Origin of the sequence: Brucella sp. TWI432 (genome assembly GCF_039674445.1) — a bacterium.
Taxonomy (GTDB): Bacteria; Pseudomonadota; Alphaproteobacteria; order Rhizobiales; family Rhizobiaceae; genus Brucella; species Brucella chromiisoli.
In genome coordinates, this window is sequence record NZ_JBDJNL010000004.1 from 202,519 (window position 1) to 224,830 (window position 22,312).

Here is a 22,312-nt window from a genome sequence, read left to right on the forward strand (position 1 = left end):
TCATGTCGGAAACTGCGGCTCGCCGTCTTGCAAACATGTTTGATGCAGTTTCAACTGCCATTGAAGCTGACAAAGATCGGCTTTCCGAACTTGATGGCACCATAGGCGATGGGGATCATGGCACAACCATGGCCCTTGGGTTTAAGGCGGTGAAGCGCGAATTGCTTCAGCTTGATCTGGATGATGCGGATATTTCAACCGTTCTCAATACGGCTGCGACAGCCTTTATCAACGCTGTGGGAGCATCCACCGGACCACTCTATGCAACCGGTTTTCGCCGCGCGGCGCAAGCAACAATGGAACGCAAAGACCTTGATTCCGCAACATGCGCGATCATTATCGAAGCAATCGGTGTGGGCATTCGTGAACGCGGCCATGGGCAGCGCGGCGACAAGACGATGCTTGATGCCTGGCTACCAGCTGCAGAAGCGGCGCAAATTGCTGTTCAGGAAGATCTGGACTTCCGCGCATTTTGGGAAAACATAGTGGCGGCAGCAACTGCCGGTGCCAACTCGACCCGCTCCATGATTGCAACAAAAGGCCGTGCAGCGCGCCTGCGTGAACGCTCACTCGGGCATGTTGATCCGGGCGCTGCATCCGCTGTTATCATATTACAGGCGATGGCTTCGTCCGTGAAAGACTGACTGGAATAGACGAGGCCAAAAGCCTGTTATTCAACAAGCTTTGTGCCGAGTATATCTTTCGCGAGGTGACAAAAAAACGATACGCCGCGCTCAAGAATCTCATCATTGAAATTGTAAGTTGCCGTATGCAGACCAGAGCTATCGCCATTGCCAATCAGGAAATAGGCACCGGCTGTCTTTTCAAGCATGAAAGAAAAGTCTTCACTGCCCATAAACGGCTTATCCAGGTCTTCAAAACTGTCTTCACCAAAATGCTGAACAACCGTTGCTCTTGCCTGTTCAACGGCCCTGGCATCATTAATCGTCGCCGGATACCCCGTCATCCAATCGAAACTCACATCGGCGCCATAGCTCGCCGCCTGCATCTTCGCCAATTGCTCGACCTTATCACGCAGCGTTTCGCGTATCATGGGATCAGTCGCGCGCATCGAAATTTCGAGTTTTGCCGCATCAGGAATAACATTACAGACCGCACCCGAATTAAAGGCACCAACGGTGATTACGCTTGACTGATGGGGCGGGACATTGCGGGCAACGATAGTTTGCAACGCCATAACGATGCTTGACGCCACCACAATAGGGTCGATCGTCTTTTCAGGCTCCGCTCCGTGTCCACCGCTGCCCTTCACCGTCAGCGTCAAAGCATCGATGGACGCCGCAATCGGACCCGCTTTGGATGCAAGTTTTCCAGCTTCAAGCCCCGGCCAGTTGTGCAGCGCAAACACCTGATCGCAAGGGAAACGCTCAAAGAGCCCCTCCTCGATCATCATTTGCGCACCGCCATAGTTTTCTTCGGCAGGCTGGAAAATGAAATGAACAGTTCCTGAAAAATCCTTATCCTGTGCAAGCGACCACGCGGCCCCCAATAGCATGGTTGTATGGCCGTCATGACCGCAAGCATGCATTTTGCCACTGTTCTTGCTCGCGTAAGACAGGCCCGTTTCTTCCAGAATTGGCAGCGCATCAAAATCGGCGCGAAACCCGATAGAACGGTTTGAGTTGCCGCGGCGCAAAGAAGCGACGATACCCGTCTTTGCAAGACCACGGTTTAACGCATAGCCCCACTTTTCCAGCGTCGAGGCGATAAATTCGGAAGTCTCCACTTCCTCCAGTCCAAGCTCAGGGATGCTGTGCAGATGTCTGCGGATCGCTTTGAGTTCGTCGATAAATGCGCCTTGATTTTTATCGGTCATGTTTGTTGTACTCAATTCATATGCAGGAACTGGCGCAAGCGTAGCGACTGTGGATCACTCATCACAGTCTCTGGCGCACCACGTTCTTCAACCAGCCCTTGGTGCAAGAAGATAACTTCGCTCGAAATATCGCGGGCAAGCGCCATTTCATGCGTCACCATGACCATGGTACGCCCCTCTTCAGCAAGCTTCTTGATAACCTGCAACACTTCCGTCACAAGCTCCGGATCAAGTGCCGAGGTTGGCTCATCAAAAAGCATAACCTCCGGCTTCATTGCAAGCGCCCGCGCGATAGCTGCACGCTGCTGCTGCCCACCTGAAAGCTGCGTCGGATATTGATCCCGTTTAGGCGTGATACCCACTTTTTCCATCAAAACCTCGGCCTCGGCAATGGCTTCGGCTTTTGACATGCCCAAAACATGAACAGGGCCTTCGATTATGTTTTCAAGGATCGTGCGGTGTGACCAAAGATTGAAGCTCTGAAACACCATGCCCAGACGCGTACGGATGTGAACAAGCTGTCGAGGATCGGCAGCATGCGATTTTCCGTCCGGCCCGACCTTCGTGCGGATTACCTCCCCCGCAACTGCGATCTCGCCTTCATCCGGTGTTTCCAGATAATTAATGCAGCGCAGCAAAGTGCTTTTACCGGAGCCACTGCTGCCGATCAGCGAGATCACATCGCCTTTTTTGGCTTCAAACGAGATGCCTTTGAGAACCTCGACACCAGCAAAGCTCTTGTGAATATTGCGGACGGTGAGTGCCATGGACGTCATTTTGAATTGCTCCTGAAACAGATCAGACCATAGACGCGCGTGAGCCACTCATGCGCCGTTCAACCACATTCATGATCCGGGTGAGGATGAACACAACGGTGAAATAAAGAATGCCTGCTGCGATCAGTGGCTCAAAGATCGACAAAGAACTGCGTTGAAGCGCGCGCGCGGTACCCATCACTTCCATGATGGTGATCGTTGAGGCGAGCGACGTCGATTTGAGCAGAATGATAAGATCACTGGTCAAAACGGGCATACAATGACGGAAAGCCAGCGGCAGCGTTATGCGACGTAGAATCTTGAACCGCGTCATACCAATAGAAAGTGCAGCTTCGATCTGACCGCGGGGGATCGACTTGATCGCACCGCGAATGACTTCCGCATTATAGGCACCCTGATTGAGGCTCAGCGCGAAGACCGCATACCATAAGCCGTCACGCATGTAAGGCCAGAGGAAGCTATGTCTAACCCAGGTTCCGGGCAGGATTTGTCCAAGCCCGTAATAGATCAGATAAAGCTGCACCAGAAGCGGCGTGCCACGGAAAATAAACGTGTAAGTGAAAGCAGGCCATTTCAGGACGCGCTTTTTTGAAAGAAGCGCCAGAGCACTCAGTGTTCCAAAAACAAGACCGATGACACCCGCCGTTGCAGTCAAGAACAGCGTCAGCGGGAGCGCTTTGATAAGCGGCGGCAGGAACTCAATGATTTTTGCAATCGATTCCATTATCCGTGCCCCCGGCTCAGGCGCTTTTCGAGTTGTATAATGATCAGAACCGAAACCAGCGTGATGCACAGAAAGAGAAATGCTGTGAGGCCATAAAAGAAGACGTATTGCTTGGTCGATGCGGCTGCACGATAACCCGTATAAAGCAATTCATGGAATGAACCGAGAACCGAAATAATGGCGCTTTCCTTGGTGATTGAGAGCCAAAGATTACCGATACCGGGAACCGCATGACGCATCATTTGCGGGAAAGTGACACGCGTGAATATCTGGCGGCGGCGCATACCGATGGACAGCGCAGCTTCTATTTGCCCGCGCGGAATAGCCAGATAAGAAGACCGCAGCACTTCCGTCATGAACGCGCCGTTGACAAAAGCCAGCGCGATAATTGCCGCCCAGAAGGCACTGAACTGGAAATCGTTTCCGACAAGACCGCTCGCTTTGAGCAGCTTCTCGGCGCCTGTGGCGACAGAAAAATAAAGCAACAGGATAACAAGCAGCTCCGGCAAAGCCCGAACCACTGTCGTATATAATTCGGCGATAGCTTTTATGAAGCGATTGCGCGAGAGCTTCCCGGAGGCGCCAGCAAGACCAAAAACAAACGAGACTGCAAATGCCACGGCTGAGACCTGCAAGGTCATCATAAGTCCGTGCGCAAACTCGTCTCCCCAGCCCTCACTTCCCCAAGCGAGCAGTTGCCAATAAGAATCCATAACGATTCATCCGATCAGACAGGAAATCATTCAGAGCATTGCTCCCTTGGACCAAAGCGCAGAAAACAATCCGAAGTTTTGAAACGACGCATCGCAATTTCCAAAAAACAAATTCAGTTTTTTGGATCGACGCTGCAGGGCGAACGCCGCTACCGGCGTTCGCCCCTCATCAGGATTATTTCTGTTCGAAAATCCACTTGTCGACGAGCCCATTCAGGGTGCCGTCGTTGTCGAGCTCGGCAAGCGCCGCATCGACTTTTTCAAGCGTCGCCGTATCGCCTTTGCGTACTGCATAGGCAACACCTTCACCCAAAACCACACTCTTGGGCGCAACAAGCTTGATTTCGTAATCAGCGCCCTGCGGCGTTTTGAGGAAGTTCTGCACGAACAAATCCGGTGCGAGAACATAATCAACGCGGCCTGCAACCAGATCAGCAACCGAATTGTCTGCGGTGTCGTAGCTCTTCAAAGAAACATCCGGCAGATACTTGGTCATATAGGCCGACTGTACGCTCGATGTCTGAACACCAACGATCTTGTCAGCCAATGATGCCTGATCGACAACTTCGCCTGAACCGTCGCTTGCAGCAACCGTGCCAACCGTGTCTGTATCCGACTTCGCACCGACGACAACAGTACCTTCCGTATAATAAGGCGTGCTGAAATCAACGACCTTGCGACGCTCATCTGTGACGGAAAACGCACCGATAATGAAGTCCACCTTGTTTTCAGTCAGCGAAGGAATGAGACCATCCCATGCCATGGACTTGAATTCGCACTTGTCTGCGAGCTTCTCGCAAAGTGCGCGTGAAAGGTCTGCCTCCAGCCCTTCCCACTCTCCTGCCGCATTAACCTGTGTGAAAGGCATATACGGCTCCGGCGTCATACCGAGACGAAGCTTTCCTTCCGCCTGAGCGGCACCACCAGCCAATGCAACAAGCGCAATCGCACCTGCAATTTTCCCTTTAAAACCAACCATGTTCCCGTTCTCCTTATATTTTTGTAGCGGCCTGCCTTTGGATGAGAGCAGGCACAGGGAATGCAGAGAGAAAACGGCCCAGGAGCAAATGCCCCCGAGCCATCAGAATTATTTGCGATACCAGCGAAGCGACATGCACGAAAGGCCGGCGTCGATCTTGCCGATTTGCGTTGTCTTGAGCGGAACCACGTTATAGCCACTCTTTTCCAGCAACTCGATGGTGCGTGGGAAGTCGGAGCCTACCATCACCACGTCATTGACGCGCAATGCATTTGCAGCTGCCTCTTCACCTTCGGGCACGATCAACTGACGAAGGCCCGAAAAGACACCGGACTTTGCAAGGCGGCTCGTGGAAAGAACGGTTTCTTCATCAACCAGTGAGCAATCAGTTTTGAAATGAAGTACACCTTCAGGGGTTGAGACAACCTCACCCTTGCGCCCAATCTTTTCAAGGCTGGCGATCAGTGCGGCTGCACCTGCTTTGTCGGTACGGGCAGAAAGGCCGATCATCACAGTTTTCTGTGTCGTCAGAACATCGCCGCCATCGGCAAAGCCCGGTTCCGGCAGTTCCACAACCGTATCAAACATCTTGCGAAGCGTCGGTTCGATCTCAGCCGTTTCGCCAACACGGGTCAGTGCGCCCGGACGAAGCAAAATTGCACCTTCAGTAAAGACGAGTGCAGGATCTTCAACAAAAATAGAATCGGGGAATTCTTCGAGTGCCGGAAGAATGGTGACCTCGACGCCTGCAGCACGCATGGCAGCAATATAGGCATCGTGCTCAGCCTTCACACCTTCATAGGTGGGATTGCCGCTATCCAGCGCGCGAAGACCATTCACCACAGAGTGCGAAGGCTCACGGACGATGATCGAATTGAACTCATAAACAGGTCTGTTGGAAGACATTGAAGGTTTCCCTTATTTAAGCTGGAGCCTATCTAACCGGCTCTTGATGTTGCGTAAAGCAAATGTGTGCCGTTTGTTGTGCGGCGCGAGAGATGAATGCCAGCCAACATGCACCGAACCGATCCGCCCGCAAGTTCGATCGTCGGGACTGCGAAAGGCATCAGCTTCGCGGTCTGTTCGATTGTCTCGATCTGGATCTTGCTCAATGCGGCATAGGCGCGTGCAGAAAGCGCCAGAACCCGGCCATCACGACCTTCCAGTTCAATGGCATTTCCTGCAAATTCACCAATCTGCTCAGCAGAGAGATGAATGAGCGTGCGACCGGTTTCCTGCAACCGATCAACAATGTCCTGACGACGGACCGGATCTGTGATCAGATCGGTACCCACCAGCGCGTAATCCGTACCAATGCACATCAGCACATTGGTATGATAAATGGGCCTTCCCGACGAATCGACCGCATCGAACACCATCGGTTCAAAGTTGAAATGTGTACAGAAACGCTCGAGCGCCACTTCATTGGTGCGGTTGGAACGGGCTGCATAGGCTACACGTCCAATATGGTCAAGAACCATGGCGCCGGTGCCTTCGAGATAGAAGTGATCGCGCTCCAAACCGGAGTAATCGATAACATCCTGAACGCGATAGTCGCGTTTGAGCATTTCGATAACATCAGGGCGGCGTTCTTTCTGGCGGCTTTCCGAAAACATCGGATAAATGGCAACATGCCCGCCCGAATGGGTCGAAAACCAGTTGTTTGGAAAAACGGAATCCGGCAGCGCTTGGGTTTCGTCTTCAAACAAATGCACCGTTACCCCCGCATCGGCCAAACCTTCTGCCATGGCTGTGACTTCGTCGAAGGCTGCTTTCGCAAGAACTTCAGCAGAGCGTTGCTCGTCGATAGACTGAAACGCATTGTCCTTTGCGGTTTGCGCATTGGGCGTAAAATGGTGCGGCCGGATCATAACGACCGATTTCGGACTCTGGACAGAGGGTCTGCTCATTCTCAGACTTTTCTCACTGCTAAAACATGTCGCGGAAAAATTAGCGGGTTTCCACAAGGGACATGCATGAAAACAAGGGGTTAAAACATATGGCGTTTCAGGAGACAGTTGACATTTCTGGCTCACCACCACGCCAGCTCAAACGATGTCGACGTGGACCTCGGCTGTATAATCAGACTTTTTGTCATCCGCTGAACATCCTTACCCTCACCTCCATCAGAACTCTGAGAAGCAGATTAGGAGAGCATAAAGTCAGTTAAAATTATAAAAGTGCTGGGTGAATTGTAAAAATTATAGCAATTTGCACAGTCAAAATATAAAAAACGCTATGCATATTTTTGACGAACTGGATCACAAGCTCATTGCCATTTTAAGAGAGGATGGACGTGCACCACTCTCGAAGCTGGCGACAATCCTCGGCGTTTCACGCGGGACCGTGCAGGCGCGTCTCGACCGATTGCTTGAGACAGGTGCAGCGCTGGGCTTCACCATACGCGTCCGGCAAGATTCCAGCGATGGAGTTGTGCACGCGATCATGCTGATCGAAGTGCAAGGTCGCTCAACAACCAAGGTCATAAAACTTTTAAGAGGTTTGCCACAGATACGCACGCTGCACACGACCAATGGGTCATGGGATCTGGTGGCAGAAATACATGCGGAAAGCCTTCACGAATTTGACCGCGTTTTGCGTGAAGTGCGAACAATCGAAGGCGTCCTGAACAGTGAAACCAGCATTCTGCTGAGCAGTGTTTAATTGATTTGCAGACGATAAGCTGGGCCAGCTTCGTCAAAGCCCACTGCAATGGTGCGTATCTTTAACAAGCGCGAGTTGTTGTTGCAATTAATCAGCCGATTGCGGCATCATGAGTGATAAAGCCCATTGGCATCACTGGTGACAAGATTATCCTGCATCAGGCATCAAACATCGAGCGCAAACCATGTTCGACTATTGTATCGTAGGTGGCGGCATCGTCGGCTTGGCGACCGCTTTGAAAATAGTCAAAAGCGAGCCGGATTCTCGCCTTCTTTTGTTGGAAAAAGAAAGCACGCTGGCCGCGCACCAGACCGGACATAACAGCGGAGTTATTCATGCTGGGATTTATTATAAGCCCGGCAGTCTGAAAGCCGAGCTTTGCCGCGCAGGTGAGCGCATCACGAAGCAATTTTGCGATGAAAATGCTATTCCCTACCGCACACCCGGAAAGCTGGTGGTTGCCACCAACCAGATCGAATTGCAGCGCTTAGACAATCTCGAAACAAATGCTGCGACGAACGGCATCAATTGCCGTCGATTGAATAATGCGGAGCTAATCGAGATCGAACCGTCTGTGACGGGGCTTGGTGCATTGCTCGTTGAGCAAACCGGGATCGTTGATTATCGCGCAGTCTCTCAGGTCATGGGCGATATTATCAGAGCTGCTGGTGGCACCATCCTATTCAACATTGAGGTTGATCGCATCGAAGAGCGTTCCGACAGCGTCCGTGTCCATACAGATAAGGATGTGTGGGAAAGCCGTTCGGTTATTGCCTGCGCCGGACTACAGGCAGACCGCCTCGCACAACGTTCAGGAAAGGCCGTAGACTTCCAAATCGTGCCATTTCGTGGTGAATATTACGCGCTAAAGCCGGAACTTAGCAATCTGGTCGAACGCATGATCTACCCGGTGCCTGATCCATCTATGCCGTTTCTCGGCATTCACCTAACCCCGATGATGGATGGCAGATTAACGGTGGGGCCAAATGCAGTTCTTGGAATGTCGCGCGAAGGCTATCACAAATTCTCGGTGAGCCTTGAGGACATCGCCACATACGCAAAATTCCCCGGCTTCTGGAAGGTCATTTCAAACCATCTTCGCTCCGGCTTGAACGAAATGAAGGACAGCGTATTTAAATCCAGTTATCTGGAAAAATGCCGCAAATATTGCCCGTCGCTTCGCGCTGATGACCTTCTGCCTTATCGTGCCGGGATCCGTGCGCAGGCTGTCTCGAAAGATGGCACGTTAATACACGACTTCAAATTTTTACGCTCAAAGCGCGTGCTGCATGTCTGCAATGCGCCCTCGCCTGCGGCAACCTCAGCCATCCCGATTGGCGAACTGATTTTCAGACACTTACATCAATAGGCTGCTCAGTTCGCCTCAATCACCCGAACATACTGTCCACCGCCGATGTCAGTCAGTTGCGTCAATGGCGGCGGCTGATGCACATCATGAGAGCCAAAGCGCGTTGGATAAAATGCATAGCCTTGCGGTGCTTGAGGGGCACTTCTATCGTCAATGAGACGCGTGCCCGTCAGTTCGGCCACTGGATCGGGAATGGCTGAAATCAGGCGACGCGTATAGGGATGCGTTGGATTTGAAAATACCCGGTCCCATGGCCCACTTTCGACAATCTGTCCAAAATACATCACAGCCACGCGGTCGCTCATATGTTCAACGACGCTTAGATCATGGCTGATCATGATATAGGACAGCTCCAACCGCTCTTTGAGTTCCAGCAGCAGATTGATGATCTGCGCGCGGATGGAAACGTCAAGTGCAGACACTGGTTCATCGAGAACAATAACCTTGGGATTGAGCAACAATGCGCGTGCGATCCCGATACGCTGACGCTGCCCCCCGGAGAATTCATGCGGAAAGCGCTTGGCTTGCTCCGGTTTTAAGCCGACAAGACGTAAAATTTCCTCCACGCGACCGTCTATTTCGGAGCGTGATTTTACACCATGAAGTTTTAAGGGTGCCGCAAGCGACGTATAAACTGTCTGGCGAGGATTGAGCGAAGCAAACGGGTCCTGAAAAACCATCTGCGCCATTTTTGCACGTTCTAGCCGCGACGGCTCGTTTACGCCTGTAATTGGCCTGCCCTCGAAATAAATCTCTCCGCTCGTGGGTTTTTGCAATCCGACGATTGAGAGCGCAAGCGTGGATTTACCGCAACCGGATTCACCAACAATCGACAGGCACTCACCTTTAATCAGCTCGAGGCTCATATGATTGACTGCATGCAGCAACTGCTTTGAACGGCTGAAAATGCCGCCACTCACCGGAAATCGAACACAGAGATCGTCTATGCGAACAAGCGGCTCCATGGGCTGAGTTGAACGCATCTCATTCATGATGGAAACACCTCACCAAGCCTGCATCCTGCAAAGGCGTCCATCCCGGCTTTTCAGCCCGACAAATATCCGTTGCACGCGTGCAGCGCGGTTCAAACCTGCACCCCGCAGGAAAGGCAGAAATCGACGGCACCACGCCGGCAATTTCCTGCAAGGGGCGCTGCCCTTGTTTTTGACGGGAGCCAAGCAGAGGAAGGGAGGCCAGAAGACCCTGCGCATAAGGATGCGATGGATGCTGAAAAAGGCTTGCCGTCGCTCTCTCCTCGACCAGATGCCCGGCATACATAACGCCGACCCGGCGGCACATTTTGGCAATCACACCCAGATCATGGCTGATCATCAGCACAGACGTTCCGCGCGCTGTGCAAAGCTCCTGCATGAGACGCAGGATTTCCGCCTGTACTGTGACATCAAGGGCCGTGGTGGGCTCATCTGCAATCAGCAAATCGGGGTTACAGGCAAGGGCAATGGCTATCATCACGCGTTGTCGCATACCGCCAGACATCTGATGCGGATAGTTCTTCACACGCTGATCAGGTGCAGGCACCTGCACATTTGCCAGCGCCTCAACAGCCTTACGCTCTGCTTCATGCCATATTGCGCCCGCGTGCAGCACGAACATCTCCGCAATCTGTCGACCCACGGGTGAGACAGGATTAAGTGCTGTCATCGGCTCCTGAAAAATCATGGCGATGCGATTGCCGCGCAATTTGCGCATGTCACGCGATGACATTGCGCGTAAATCCTGCCCTTTGAAACGGATTGCCCCCCCTGTCACCGAGAGCGGTTTACGCAGCAACCCAATCATCGACAGCGCGGTTATGCTCTTGCCACAGCCAGACTCGCCGACCAAACCGAATGTTTCGCCAGCGCCAATTGTAAAAGACACATCTTCGACCACATTGTGCTGTGTTGCACCCGAAGCAATGTCGATGCGCAGGTTTTCCACCTCAAGAAGTGCTTGTTCGCTCATACCTTGCGCGTCCTCATATGCGGATCGAGCCAATCTCGCAGACCATCACCGAAAAGATTAAGCCCAAGCACAGTGAAAAAGATTGCCAGCCCGGGAAAGACGGCTGCCCAAGGCGCATTGACAATCAGTTCCCGCGCATCGGTGAGCATATTGCCCCAGCTCGGCTCTGGCGGACTGATGCCAAGCCCAAGATAAGAAAGCGCTGCTTCCGCAAGAATAGCGTCCCCCATGCCAAGCGTACCAATGACAAGGATTGGCCCAATCATATTGGGTACAATCTGTGTGATCATGATGCGCACATCACTATAACCAAGCATTTTAGCCGCCTGAATATAGCCCTGCTTTTTAAGAGACAATGTCGAACTTCGCGCAATACGGCAGGTCCACGACCAGTTCGTCAGGCCCAGCGCAAGCAGCAGGCTTGCCAAACCGGGCCCAAGCACGGCCATGATCGCAAGCGCAAAGATTAACGAAGGGATTGCCAGCATCAGATTGGTGAGACCACTGACAAGATCGTCCCACCAGCCGCCGAAATAACCTGCCGAAATACCAAGGCTAAGGCCGATGACCGTATTGATACACTGCGATACAACACCAACAGTCAGGGAGACCTGCGCGCCATAAAGCAGGCGAGAAAACACATCACGCCCCTGCGCATCGGTCCCAAACCAGAACTGGGCGTCCGGCGGCAGCTCGGCATTCATGAGATCCGCATCCATCACTGGATGATAAGGCGCGATCCATGGCGCAAAAACCGCGCCCGTCACCATGATAGCGCAGATGAGGCCGCCAAAGACGAGATTGAAACGCAATTTCATCGGCCTACTCGTGGCTTATACGCGGATCAATGACCGCATAGAGAATATCAACAATCGTATTGATGATCAGAAACCACAATACGATCACAAGAATGGCGCCTTGCACGACCGGAATATCACGCATCGACACGCTGTCGATCAGCAAGGAGCCAAGCCCCGGCCATGAAAAAAGTTTTTCCACCACAACAGCCTGCCCCATCATCGAGCCAAACTGCAATCCGATCGTCGTTATAATGAGCACCAGCGCGTTGCGCATGACATGCCATTTGACAAGGCGGAAGCTGCTCATGCCTTTGGAGCGCGCGGTGCGGATAAAATCAGCACCCATCACTTCAAGAACGGCTGCGCGCGTGGTTCTCGCCAGAAGGGCAAGTGGCGCAACGCCCAAGGTGAGTGCAGGCAGGATCACATGCCTTATACCGCCATCGCCATAGCCAAAACTCGGTAACCAGCCAAGCGTCAGCGCAAAGAAATACATCAGAAGCAGACCAAGCCAGAATTGCGGCAACGAAAGACCGGATACTGCACCAATCATGGTAACACTATCCAGAATACTGCCGGGCCGGAGGGCTGCCAGAAAACCAAGCGGCACACCAACAAGGATCGCAAAAGCCATGGCTGCAAATGCGAGCTTCAGCGTCGGCCCCATACGCTCGTGAATAAGCGAGATGACGGGCTGCCTTGATCTGTAGGAAATGCCAAGATCTAACTGCGCAAGCTGCACCATATAATTGCCGAACCGGACATGAACAGGCTTGTCGAGGCCAAACTCCTGCGTGATCTTTTCGACTATTTTGGGATCGCTCATGCCCTTGCCATTCGCAATCAGTCCCGAGGCAATACTACCGGGGACCACGCTAAAAATGATAAAGATCAGCAGGGATACAGCAATGACCGTCGGTATCATCTGCAAGACGCGGCGGACAATAAAATAGAGCACACAGTCCTCTTTTCAGATCGAAGAGAAACCAGCCCGCCCCCAAAAGGCGAGCCGATCCAGATAGGCTCGATTTAACGCCCCGATGGAACCGTGTCGTCAACCCAGAGCTTTTCATAGGACTGAACCGCGAGCTCTGCCGAGTTCGGCTGAAGACCATGCAGCCATGGCTGATGCGCCATGACAGCCTTGTTGTAATTGAAGAACCAGACCGGCGCTTCCTCCTGCAACAGATTGTTGGCCTTCTTCAGAATCTCGTTTTTTTCTTCTTCGGTTTTAGCCAGCTTGGCCTCATCGACCAGCTTGTCGAAGTCCGCATTGGCAAATTTCTGATAGTTGCAAGCAGATTGCGGCGTCGTTGAATAGAAGCATTGCATCGCAGTCAGCGCATCAGGTCCACTTTCCAGCGACCACATATAAGCCTGAAAATTGCCCGCTGGAACCACATCGGCGAGAACAGAGGCCTCAACCGGCTTTGCCTTCACCTTGATCCCAACCTTATCCAGCATCGGAATGATGGCCTGAACAATCGTCAGGCCCCAGCTTTCATTCTGCGTCGCGGTCAATTCAAACTCAAAGCCATCCGGGTAACCGGCTTCGGCAAGCAGCGCCTTCGCCTTTTCAGGATCATAGGGATAAGGCTTCGCATCCTTATCGAAAGCTGGCGAAGAATTTGGCAGCCAGCCGACCGCACGATATGCCTTGTCTTTCACAAGACGCTTGATGATCAGATCACTGTCGATGGCATAATTGATCGCCTGACGAACACGCTTGTCCTGAAACGGCTTGAAATCCGGGTTAAAACCAACAGCACGCGTGTAAACTTCCGCGACTTCCACCATGTTCTTCGCAAGCTCAGGATCTGCAAGATAGGCGGTATATTGTGCAGGCCCAAGAACCGCGACATCAATCTCCTTGTTGCGGAAGGCCACATCACGTGCAGAGGCATCCCCCATGATCATGATATTGATCTTGTCCGCGTAAGGCTTTCCCTTTTCGTAATATTTATCCCACTTTTCAACCGTCAGACGGGAGCCGGGAATGTATTCCGCAAACTTGTAAGGGCCAAGACCAATCGGGTGACGTTGAAAGACATCGCTGTCGCCCTCTCCGGCCGGATAAATGGCCGTATTGTTGCGCATGAACTGGTAACCGGGATCTATCGGCTGTTTAAGGGTGATTTCGAGCGTGTGATCATCAATCTTTTTCAGGCCGGAAATTTCCGTTGCTTTGCCTTGGGTATAGTCTTCCGCGCCCTTTATTTCGGAAATATAGCGTGCCGGAGGAAATGCCTTCTTCGGGTCCATTATCCGGGTATAGCTCCAGATAATATCATCCGCCGTCAATGGCTTACCATCGTGAAAAAATGCGTCTTCCCGTAGCTTATATGTATAGACAAGCTTGTCATCCGAGACCGTTACATCTGTTGCAAGACCCAATACCGGCTTATTCTGATCGGCATCCCAATCATAAAGCGTGCGGTGAATAGCCTTTGCATAAAACTCATCCTGCGTGGCCGGAGATGCCTGAATATCAAGCGTCGAAAAACTATCCCCATAAGGGGCTACGAAATTAATAACGCCTCCGGAACGAGGCGCGTCGGCAGCGTAAGCGGCAGTGCCCGCCATCAAAACTGCGGACAATGCTGCAAGCAACGCAAATTTTCTCATATTCTTCCCCATCTTATCCTCTCACTTGATTTCTTATGATCCGTTCGGTGCTCTGAACACCACTTCGCCATCGCGAAGGGTGAGCACACAACGCGTATCGTTAAGGATTTCATCCGGCTTCGCATTGAGCATATTGCGGGAGAACACAGCGATATCGGCCACCTGACCGGGGATCAGCTTGCCTTTCACATGTTCGAGCTTCTGCGAGAAAGCACCATACTCGGTATAGACCTGAAGCGCTTCTTCAATACTCACCCGCTCACGCGCATCCATGACTGTCCCTTTGCCGGTCTCACGCGTCAGCATCGAATAGATGTTCGGATAGGGATTGGGGTGACAGACAGGCGCATCGCTGCCCGTTGCGGGCTTGAAACCAAGATCTTTCCATGTCTTGAGCGGATAGCTCGACAGTGCTTTTTCTTCACCAAGAACCGAAATATAGGCGTCGCCAAAATCATAAATAAACACTTGCTGTGGGCATGGATAAATCCCCGCCTTTTTCATCCGCTCGTGCTGCTGTGGTGTGGAGAAGCCACAATGTTCAATACGATGGCGACGGTCCGCATCGGGGTAAGCTGCAAGCGCCTTTTCATAAGCGGTAATCAGCTGCCCGATGGCAGCGTCTCCAATGGCATGGCAGGCAAGCTGATAGCCTTTTTTATGCGCGTCAAGCACCAGCGCTTCAAGCTCTGCATCGGGTAAAATCTGCACACCAATATTGTTATCATCACCAAGATAAGGCTTGCTCATCCAGGCTGTGCGACCGCCTGCGGAGCCATCAAGGAAAATCTTGACCGCACCCACCGTCAACATGTCATCGCCAACGCCGGACACAAGACCGGCTTCATAGCATTTTTCGACAATCGACGCTCCAGGATCGCCCAGAAGCACAAGCCAGGTGCGGACCGGCAATCGTTTGTTAAGCTTGGCGAAATTGTAGGCCCGAATTTCATCAAAGCCTGCAACCTGACCAACGGCTGCATCCATGACGCTGGTGATACCGTAAGAAAGCAGAAGATTGCCCGCAGCCTCAATGGCGTCGATCATCTCTTCTGTGGTTGCCTTTGGGATAGCCTTCCGCACAACGCCTTGCGCATTTTCTGCGACCATGCCCGTCAGCACGCCATTTTGCTGTTCAATCAGACCACCATCCGGCACCGGTGAATTTTCATCAATTCCCGCAAGCTCAAAAGCCTTCGAGTTGAAAATCGATACATGGCCGCAGGCACGCACGAGCATGACCGGATGATGCGGCGCCACAGCATCAAGCTCTGATTTATACGGATGACGGCCAACATCAAGCTTGGTTTGATCATAGCCACGCGCCCTGATCCAGGTTCCGGCAGGTGTGGAAGCGGCTTGTTCGCGTATTGCATCGAGCAAGCTTTCCAATGTCGGTGCCGCTTGCGATGTCGCATCAATCCAGTTGAGCGTGAGCCCCACTGATATGAGATGCAGATGTGCATCGTTTAAACCCGGCGTCGCAAACTGCCCCTCCAGATCAATCACATGCGTATTGTCGCCTTTGAGCGACCAGATCTCATCTTTGGTGCCCGTTGCAAGCACTTTGCCCTGCCAGATCGCCAGAGCTTCTGCTGTGCCCTCCTCATACCCACACCAGATCGTACCATTATGAAGTATGGTATCAGCACGCAAACCGGGCATTACAGACATTCAGGCATTCCCTTCTCAGAGCACGTTTCGATCTGATCCCATCAGAGCGATGTATCTCATTTTGTTGTTTTGACGCAGACTTATCCCAAAACCTGCCAATTTGAGAGAGGCATGCTTTAAGTCATCGCTTTTTTAGAAGATGATCAGACTCCTGCTCATCTCGCAACTGATAAAGTTATGAGTTTCTATTTTTTAGCTTGCAACTTTTCCAGACTGGGGATGCACGATAAGCGTGCAACAATATAGGGGCAGCGACTTCAAGCGCGAGATAGTGAACTGTAACAGCAATAGCAGCAATGATTTACGCTCTGCGCTCGCCCCACCCAATCGAAGACTCACCTCTCATGATTACATCCCGATCGTGTCATACCGCAAACAGCAGCCCATGCATATTCTCAACTTATCCAAAATAGAAGCCTCGAAGCGATTGGGCCAAATTACACCGCAAAGATAACGCGCCTGACTTGAAAATGAAAACAGACACAGTAAAAAATCATAACCACTTGGCAATTCTCGCCAGCCAAAACAAGGCGGTAAAGTCCAAAGACCTCGCACTTCAAGGTCTTTGGATCACCAATTCATTCAAATCAAAAGCCTATTTATGAGCGCTGCTCTAAGTTATGTAGAATTCAAAGTTATAACTGCCCTCTTCAAAATTTTTAAAAGACATGCCGTGATCTACTGCATAAGCATATATATATCCTGCCCCTTCAGTGCAGAATATAACGAAATTTCCCGTATTCCATACGGGTGACAGCATCAAAGAACACTTTGACAAATTATCGTATGGTGTAGTGCCTTTTAATGAACTCGTTGTTAACCACATTGCATCAGCTGATGTATTCGGGGAATACTTTGCCGGGATAATAAAATTATTTACATTATCGTAAAAAAAAGTCATATATAATTTATGATTTAAAATGGAATCGAATGTATTGGGATTTGCTGAGATAGTCCACGCCACTTGACTCGGATCCGGTCGCGCCGTTTGACTCTTCAAATAACTCCAGCTAGAACTTGAACTATACTTCTCCGCACCCAAGAATTGACTCGTACGCACTCCGTTATATTCAATATCTATACCTAAAGTATAAGTTCCGAATGCAATAGCACCAAAAGGAACACCAGGCGTTAACAATTTATTGCTTTCAGTATCGATAGATGTATTATATCGATTTTGTATTTTCTCGGCCCTTTCGTTAAATCCAGAGATGAACGGGTTCCATTCGCTGACATCTTTTCCCGAATTTTTGTAATTGGTCGGCATACCTGCTGTATCAAATGTAAATGCTAGGTCGTTTCCATACTGATCGAAACCCGTTATAGAAATGAATTTATTAGGAGTGCTTTTTTCAGGGAAACATGAAAAATTAGCATACCAAGCAAAATATATTTTCGCTTTCTCAGGATGATAGAGTTTTGTTTTTGGTGAATCCATCTGACCCTCTACAGTCATTTCATTTGGAGACGGCAATTTCTTCGGAGGGTATTTTGGATCTACATTAAACGGCCATAAATAAACTTGGTAACTGTAAAGATCTTTAGTGACTTGTCTCAAACCGTAAGGCCAATTAATTGCTGTATTAGCACTCAATGTAGCAATATCACTTGGTATAGCAAATTTCGTATTATCAATGTAAGCCTCGAAGTACCAAACTCTGTAGAAATTATCTGCCGTATCTATCGCATCCTTATTCACAGGGCCAAAGTCATTAATATCTTTTTTATCGAAAAATGCGTCCACTTTTAAGTCACTGCCGGTAATCGTTCGCTTCTCCAGCGTTCTGATAGAGGGGCACCTACTTAAATCGAGAGGTTCCGTTCCGTTCGTGCAATATGTAATGGGAGCAATAGAATGAGCCTCACCAAGGACATTTCCATAGCGATCCCTCTGAGGTGGATCCGTCGGTTCTATCCTCATTCCGGGAAGTTTGATTTCCAGACCAAATGTATACGAGTCGGTTTCACCTTTCTCGCCAGCATATGCGGTAGATGTAATGTAGTAATTGACTACTCTTAAATTAATCGCTTCAGAAGGCTGCTCTTCTTCAAGCATTGGTCCACCTGAGTCAAACAGGGCCGTGCCATAGCTATCATTAGGCGGCGTATCATAAGCTCTCCATTGATAAAAATCACCCATTCCTAAGTACTCTTGGGTAACATTATCGATAAGTCTAATATGCTGGCGAATTGTGTCGGAGCTGAGCGACAAATTAACCCTTGGAGATCTGGGGTTTAACATAACCTTCAAACCCGCGAAATGGTTCCCGTTTGCAAAAAGTAATCTTCTCGAGAAATTCGGCGATGACATGAACGTTGAGCTAACAGAGCTAACGTCTGTCCAAGGATCAAAAAACTCGAAATCGACTACGACAGATGGAAATCCCGAACCGCGAGTGATAGTTATGCTACCTCTGCATGGCTGTGTACTTCTAATTGTTAAAGTTTGCGTTTTTCCACTCGCCTGCGTCTTTAAGTGAGCTTCTTTAGAGGAATTATAGAGATAGTTGTCATTGGGGTCTTCAAATGTTTTTTGATCAAATTCGACGCCACCACTTATTGCTATATTCAATATCTCACCGCCAAATCCATCTCCCGATTTTGTCTTTCGGCCTAAAAAGCCATATATTGTAATAAACGACTTTCCATCGGCCGCTGCGTAACCATGATAGCAAAATACACCATCTGTACTAAGTTCCCCACAAGCTAATAATTCATTATCATCATTTGAACTTGACAGTACAATCAAGTCCATAAACAAATCTTCTGGCGCCATTATAGTAAAATCTTTTGTATCATGGTCAATTTCATTTCCAGACCGATCACTTATGCTGGCAATCAAGTAATCACCTCCCCAGAGAAGCGGCGTTATTTTTGCTTCAAAATTCCCAAGGTTATCAGTATTCCCAGAAGCAGAGTACCCCCCTTGAGAAATTGTATATTTCTCTGGATTTTCAACAAATACCGCTGGACCTAACTTATTTAAGTCTAATGATACCTGTTGTCCCTCAACTGCAACACCACCAGCGGTTACAGATACTGTAGCATATATTTTACCATCAAAAGCACTCTCTGTTGGAGATATATCTAGCTTAATTTTATCTAACGGAGCCGAAAATGTGAATTTCTGCGTATCACTGGACTTCGGAACCATAAATGTGTTTTCGTACAAAGCGCCGGTTATACTCGCACTCAGCGATTTTTCGGCGGTGAATTTAACAATAGTAACCGCAGAACCTTTTAGTATAAGGTCCTTTGTTTTTAGGCCAGTGATTGCGCCATTATCATCAAGGAAATATACTTCACTTTCATTTACACCGGTGAACTGCAGTTTTGCCATATAGCTTGTGCCATCCACTCCATCAGCAACGCTGACTTCAGCAATAATTATAGAGGCATCATCAGGCTTATTGCCTGCGCCTGTCCATGGTTTGGCAGGGCTGTTCTTGATAGAAATCTTAAGGCTTTTTGCATCACCCATAACTAATATCCTTTTATGTTTAAATAAAATTCAAAAAAATCACTTTAGAAAAAAAATAATACATAATTATGCGTCATATTTTTATCTAAAAAAGTGATTTTTATTCATTTAACGAGTATAATAGAACAACCAAGGCATCCATTGAAAGCAAAAAAGTTGCAATCAAATACCACTCTACATCACTTCATTTGCCGACTCAGACTATGCTGCATCTACTGCCGCTAGAGCATTTCCAATGGTTCAATCAAAACAGGAAATACTCTAGGTATTTCAGCCCTTAGCGTTGTGGTTGTCATAATATGACTACAATTCGACATAGTCATAAAACGCTGAAAACACAGTATTCTTTCAAAAAAAGCCTTTACATTCAGTCATCATTCCCCAAGAAAGGCATCCCTAACACGTTGGACATCTGCCCTGATGGTGCTCTCAAAGGGGGTCTGACGGTTTCGCGGGCGGGGGGCAGGTCTGGTGTACGGTCTGGAGGCATAGGTATTAAAGTATCAAGGTTTGCTGAAGAGGGGCTACGAGCTTCCGAATGCAACGAAAACGATCCGGGAGTCTGTGTCGATACGGACCTATTTCGGGCTGTTGAGGATATCTCATTTTCTACCTGCTCACCGGTGTTGCCTGAAGTACTCTCGGTTCTATTAAAGCGCTCTGCAATTTTATTGATGCCTTTATTTACAGTTTCGGCCAGCATCGTAGCGCCCCATGCTACAGCGCCTGCGCCTATACTCCAGGCCTCTAGATTTTCACTTTTTGAATTATCGTCAACGGTTTTTGTAATGCTGCCATTTTTTGTAGGTATGATCACTGTTTTGGGAGCTTGATAGTCACACATGGAAGCAATACCTGTTCCTATCTGCGTCGCTGTTGCAGCCACTGCCACGAGCTTTACACCGGTTGAAGCTATGTTTGCCACCGTGCATTTTTCAGCCAAAACCGCAGCTGCCTCAGTTGCTTCTGCACCCTCCGTTGCTACTCTATACGCGGCAATGCCCATCTCCGCTGTATCAGCTATGGCTCCAGCACCTGGCACAACCACCACTGCCAATGTCATGAGCATTGCCCCGGCCAACACCCAATTCATCTTGAAATGCCCTGAAGGGTCTGCGAAGTTTATAGGATCGCCTTGGCAATAAGCGTATGGATTGACACCGCCTTGCCCGAAAGGCGACAGGGAGTCTGGGGCATTGAATCGCATAAGGATTGGATTGAAGGCGCGGTATCCATTTCCCAGGTGATAGTGGCCTGTGATGGGGTCCCTGATTTGTCCATTAAAATCAAGGTCGGCCGTTGGATCCGGGTCTGCATGCAGATAGCCATAGGCGGTGTATGCTCTCAATGCGCTCACGCCCGTCTTGTCGAGTTGAGCCAGGGTGGAGCCCATAGCGGTGGTAATTGCCGCTGAGATGCCTTGCGGGGTTTGATGGGCGAGATACTCACCATTGGCCCGCACCCATCTGTTGATTGTCTGCGTGCCATTGTTGGTATCAATGGCGTAGCTTAAGGCGTTGTCGCGATAGTAAAAGTTGGTTTGCTTGCCATCAGAAAGTGTCTGACTACTAAGCTTGTCAAACGCATCATAAGCATAGGTTAGTGTATTCGTAGCATCCTGCACGGAGTACAGACGTCCGAAGCGGTCATAAGTGAGTTTTCTGCCCGCTTCGTCTTTTACCATGCGCCCACAGCTGTCATATTCGAGTGCAATGTCTGCAACGGAACTGTCGCTGCAATGCACGCTCAGCAACTGCGCGTTGTCAGTAGCGCTGAAGCCGTATGTAAACTGCTTTGTGCTGCCATCGGCATAGGTGTTCTGTGCCTGGGTGATGTTGCTGAACGCATCATAGGTGAACACCTGATCAGTGAGAGGGAAGCCCAGCGGATCCTGCGGATGGTTTACCCCTGTGCTTTTCCAGTTCGAGAGGCGGTTACGATTATCGTATTCATAAGAATATTTCTGAGTGGCAACAGAGCTTCCAGCTTCCTGAATGCTGCGCGACGACACAAGGCCAAGCAGCGGATCAAATGCCTGACCCACAGTGAGGGCCTTTGGCATTTTGGTACTGGTATATGTTCTTGCGGTCTCTCTGAGAAACGCATCGCGTGTGATCGTCGCATTCAGCGTGAACGCATCTGACGAATTCAGTACGCTCCAGCCAGATATGTGTCCATTATTGTAGCTAAAATCTGCCTGAACGTCCGTCCCGCTCACCGAATTCAGGCTGCCATCGTTCTTATTATAAGTGAACTTTGTGACTGTACCATCCACATCTGTTTGGCTCAGTCTTCTACCAAGAACAGACCATTTCGTTTCTTCCAATAGGAATTTTGCCGCTCTTATATGCGTCTTTTCATTCACACGCCCAAGACTGTCGTAAGCATAAGTAGTAACAAGGCCACCTGTTTCGCTTGCGGCAGACAAACGTCCAATAGAGCTGTAATAATACTTCTTGGAAGAGTTTGAAGCGTCTATCTGTGTAATAACTTCCCCGAGGTAGACGTTATATTTATACGTAAGATGGAAACCATCTGGAGAGTAGACCTGCGATGGTTTCTGTGAGATGCATTGATCGCTGTCACTGTATGAATATCTCCACTGCCGACCACCATTTGTAACAGTTTTGAGCCGATCCAGACCGTCAAAAGTCTGCTGCCCCATATCAACAGGCGTAGTCGTGCCTGGCTTCTGTATCTGAAGC

The 22,312-nt window shown here is 50.0% G+C and carries 18 protein-coding genes; 3 read left to right on the forward strand and 15 right to left on the reverse strand.

Features of this window, described 5'->3' with window-relative positions:
• Positions 1-2 precede the first annotated feature (2 nt).
• Positions 3-644, forward strand: a complete 642-nt coding sequence (gene dhaL / locus ABE527_RS09625; RefSeq protein ID WP_499694349.1) for a dihydroxyacetone kinase subunit DhaL — start codon at positions 3-5, stop codon at positions 642-644.
• A gap of 26 nt (positions 645-670) precedes the next feature.
• Here the strand turns inward: dhaL and ABE527_RS09630 are convergent, their stop codons facing one another.
• The 7 genes from ABE527_RS09630 to ctlX form a co-directional block, all read right to left on the reverse strand.
• The gene (locus tag ABE527_RS09630) at positions 671-1,837 is read right to left on the reverse strand and encodes a M20 aminoacylase family protein (RefSeq protein ID WP_499696772.1); all 1,167 of its coding nucleotides are present in this window, start codon (positions 1,835-1,837) and stop codon (positions 671-673) included.
• A gap of 11 nt (positions 1,838-1,848) precedes the next feature.
• Positions 1,849-2,613, reverse strand: coding sequence for an ABC transporter ATP-binding protein (locus ABE527_RS09635; protein ID WP_499696773.1), 765 nt, complete (start codon positions 2,611-2,613; stop codon positions 1,849-1,851).
• 22 nt (positions 2,614-2,635) lie between these two features.
• Positions 2,636-3,337 (reverse strand): ABC transporter permease, encoded by a 702-nt coding sequence (locus ABE527_RS09640; RefSeq protein WP_265983969.1) that lies wholly within the window; start codon positions 3,335-3,337, stop codon positions 2,636-2,638.
• Complete coding sequence (locus ABE527_RS09645; RefSeq protein WP_265983968.1) at positions 3,337-4,050, reverse strand: ABC transporter permease; 714 nt, start codon at positions 4,048-4,050, stop codon at positions 3,337-3,339. Before ABE527_RS09645 ends, ABE527_RS09640 begins: the two co-directional genes overlap by 1 nt.
• A gap of 175 nt (positions 4,051-4,225) precedes the next feature.
• On the reverse strand, positions 4,226-5,029 hold the full coding sequence (locus ABE527_RS09650; protein WP_499696774.1) for a transporter substrate-binding domain-containing protein: 804 nt from the start codon (positions 5,027-5,029) through the stop codon (positions 4,226-4,228).
• Positions 5,030-5,137: 108 nt separating this feature from the next.
• Positions 5,138-5,935, reverse strand: coding sequence for a dimethylarginine dimethylaminohydrolase family protein (locus tag ABE527_RS09655; RefSeq protein WP_499696775.1), 798 nt, complete (start codon positions 5,933-5,935; stop codon positions 5,138-5,140).
• 32 nt (positions 5,936-5,967) lie between these two features.
• The gene (gene ctlX / locus ABE527_RS09660; protein WP_265983965.1) at positions 5,968-6,939 is read right to left on the reverse strand and encodes a citrulline utilization hydrolase CtlX; all 972 of its coding nucleotides are present in this window, start codon (positions 6,937-6,939) and stop codon (positions 5,968-5,970) included.
• Positions 6,940-7,267: 328 nt separating this feature from the next.
• On the opposite strand from ctlX, the gene ABE527_RS09665 reads away from it, so the two are divergent.
• Both ABE527_RS09665 and lhgD read left to right on the forward strand, forming a co-directional pair.
• The gene (locus ABE527_RS09665) at positions 7,268-7,693 is read left to right on the forward strand and encodes an Lrp/AsnC family transcriptional regulator (protein ID WP_265983964.1); all 426 of its coding nucleotides are present in this window, start codon (positions 7,268-7,270) and stop codon (positions 7,691-7,693) included.
• A 184-nt stretch (positions 7,694-7,877) separates the two neighbouring features.
• On the forward strand, positions 7,878-9,062 hold the full coding sequence (lhgD, locus tag ABE527_RS09670) for an L-2-hydroxyglutarate dehydrogenase (protein ID WP_499696776.1): 1,185 nt from the start codon (positions 7,878-7,880) through the stop codon (positions 9,060-9,062).
• A 5-nt stretch (positions 9,063-9,067) separates the two neighbouring features.
• On the opposite strand, the gene ABE527_RS09675 is transcribed toward lhgD, so the two are convergent.
• The 8 genes from ABE527_RS09675 to ABE527_RS09710 all read right to left on the reverse strand — a co-directional run.
• Complete coding sequence (locus ABE527_RS09675) at positions 9,068-10,054, reverse strand: ATP-binding cassette domain-containing protein (RefSeq protein WP_499696777.1); 987 nt, start codon at positions 10,052-10,054, stop codon at positions 9,068-9,070.
• Complete coding sequence (locus ABE527_RS09680) at positions 10,047-11,027, reverse strand: ABC transporter ATP-binding protein (RefSeq protein ID WP_499696778.1); 981 nt, start codon at positions 11,025-11,027, stop codon at positions 10,047-10,049. Before ABE527_RS09680 ends, ABE527_RS09675 begins: the two co-directional genes overlap by 8 nt.
• Entirely contained in the window at positions 11,024-11,845 is an 822-nt protein-coding gene (locus tag ABE527_RS09685; RefSeq protein WP_499696779.1) for an ABC transporter permease, read from the reverse strand. Before ABE527_RS09685 ends, ABE527_RS09680 begins: the two co-directional genes overlap by 4 nt.
• Positions 11,846-11,849: 4 nt before the next feature.
• Positions 11,850-12,785 (reverse strand): ABC transporter permease, encoded by a 936-nt coding sequence (locus ABE527_RS09690; protein WP_499696780.1) that lies wholly within the window; start codon positions 12,783-12,785, stop codon positions 11,850-11,852.
• Between the two features lie 71 nt (positions 12,786-12,856).
• Complete coding sequence (locus tag ABE527_RS09695; protein ID WP_265983958.1) at positions 12,857-14,452, reverse strand: ABC transporter substrate-binding protein; 1,596 nt, start codon at positions 14,450-14,452, stop codon at positions 12,857-12,859.
• 33 nt (positions 14,453-14,485) lie between these two features.
• Positions 14,486-16,117, reverse strand: a complete 1,632-nt coding sequence (locus tag ABE527_RS09700; protein WP_499696787.1) for an amidohydrolase — start codon at positions 16,115-16,117, stop codon at positions 14,486-14,488.
• A 622-nt stretch (positions 16,118-16,739) separates the two neighbouring features.
• Entirely contained in the window at positions 16,740-19,607 is a 2,868-nt protein-coding gene (locus ABE527_RS09705) for a hypothetical protein (RefSeq protein WP_499696781.1), read from the reverse strand.
• A gap of 367 nt (positions 19,608-19,974) precedes the next feature.
• The coding region (locus ABE527_RS09710; RefSeq protein ID WP_499696782.1) for an RHS repeat-associated core domain-containing protein at positions 19,975-22,312 on the reverse strand (2,338 nt) is incomplete at its 5' end.

Excerpts from the sequence above, each read along its gene's own strand:
- ABE527_RS09665 (WP_265983964.1), top strand. The coding sequence starts at position 7,268 with ATGCATATTTTTGACGAACTGGATCACAAGCTCATTGCCATTTTAAGA.
- ctlX (WP_265983965.1), bottom strand. The coding sequence starts at position 6,939 with ATGAGCAGACCCTCTGTCCAGAGTCCGAAATCGGTCGTTATGATCCGG.
- ABE527_RS09655 (WP_499696775.1), bottom strand. The coding sequence starts at position 5,935 with ATGTCTTCCAACAGACCTGTTTATGAGTTCAATTCGATCATCGTCCGT.
- ABE527_RS09705 (WP_499696781.1), bottom strand. The coding sequence starts at position 19,607 with ATGGGTGATGCAAAAAGCCTTAAGATTTCTATCAAGAACAGCCCTGCC.
- ABE527_RS09635 (WP_499696773.1), bottom strand. The coding sequence starts at position 2,613 with ATGACGTCCATGGCACTCACCGTCCGCAATATTCACAAGAGCTTTGCT.
- dhaL (WP_499694349.1), top strand. The coding sequence starts at position 3 with ATGTCGGAAACTGCGGCTCGCCGTCTTGCAAACATGTTTGATGCAGTT.
- ABE527_RS09630 (WP_499696772.1), bottom strand. The coding sequence starts at position 1,837 with ATGACCGATAAAAATCAAGGCGCATTTATCGACGAACTCAAAGCGATC.
- ABE527_RS09685 (WP_499696779.1), bottom strand. The coding sequence starts at position 11,845 with ATGAAATTGCGTTTCAATCTCGTCTTTGGCGGCCTCATCTGCGCTATC.
- ABE527_RS09695 (WP_265983958.1), bottom strand. The coding sequence starts at position 14,452 with ATGAGAAAATTTGCGTTGCTTGCAGCATTGTCCGCAGTTTTGATGGCG.
- ABE527_RS09650 (WP_499696774.1), bottom strand. The coding sequence starts at position 5,029 with ATGGTTGGTTTTAAAGGGAAAATTGCAGGTGCGATTGCGCTTGTTGCA.
- ABE527_RS09640 (WP_265983969.1), bottom strand. The coding sequence starts at position 3,337 with ATGGAATCGATTGCAAAAATCATTGAGTTCCTGCCGCCGCTTATCAAA.
- lhgD (WP_499696776.1), top strand. The coding sequence starts at position 7,878 with ATGTTCGACTATTGTATCGTAGGTGGCGGCATCGTCGGCTTGGCGACC.
- ABE527_RS09680 (WP_499696778.1), bottom strand. The coding sequence starts at position 11,027 with ATGAGCGAACAAGCACTTCTTGAGGTGGAAAACCTGCGCATCGACATT.
- ABE527_RS09675 (WP_499696777.1), bottom strand. The coding sequence starts at position 10,054 with ATGAATGAGATGCGTTCAACTCAGCCCATGGAGCCGCTTGTTCGCATA.
- ABE527_RS09645 (WP_265983968.1), bottom strand. The coding sequence starts at position 4,050 with ATGGATTCTTATTGGCAACTGCTCGCTTGGGGAAGTGAGGGCTGGGGA.
- ABE527_RS09700 (WP_499696787.1), bottom strand. The coding sequence starts at position 16,117 with ATGCCCGGTTTGCGTGCTGATACCATACTTCATAATGGTACGATCTGG.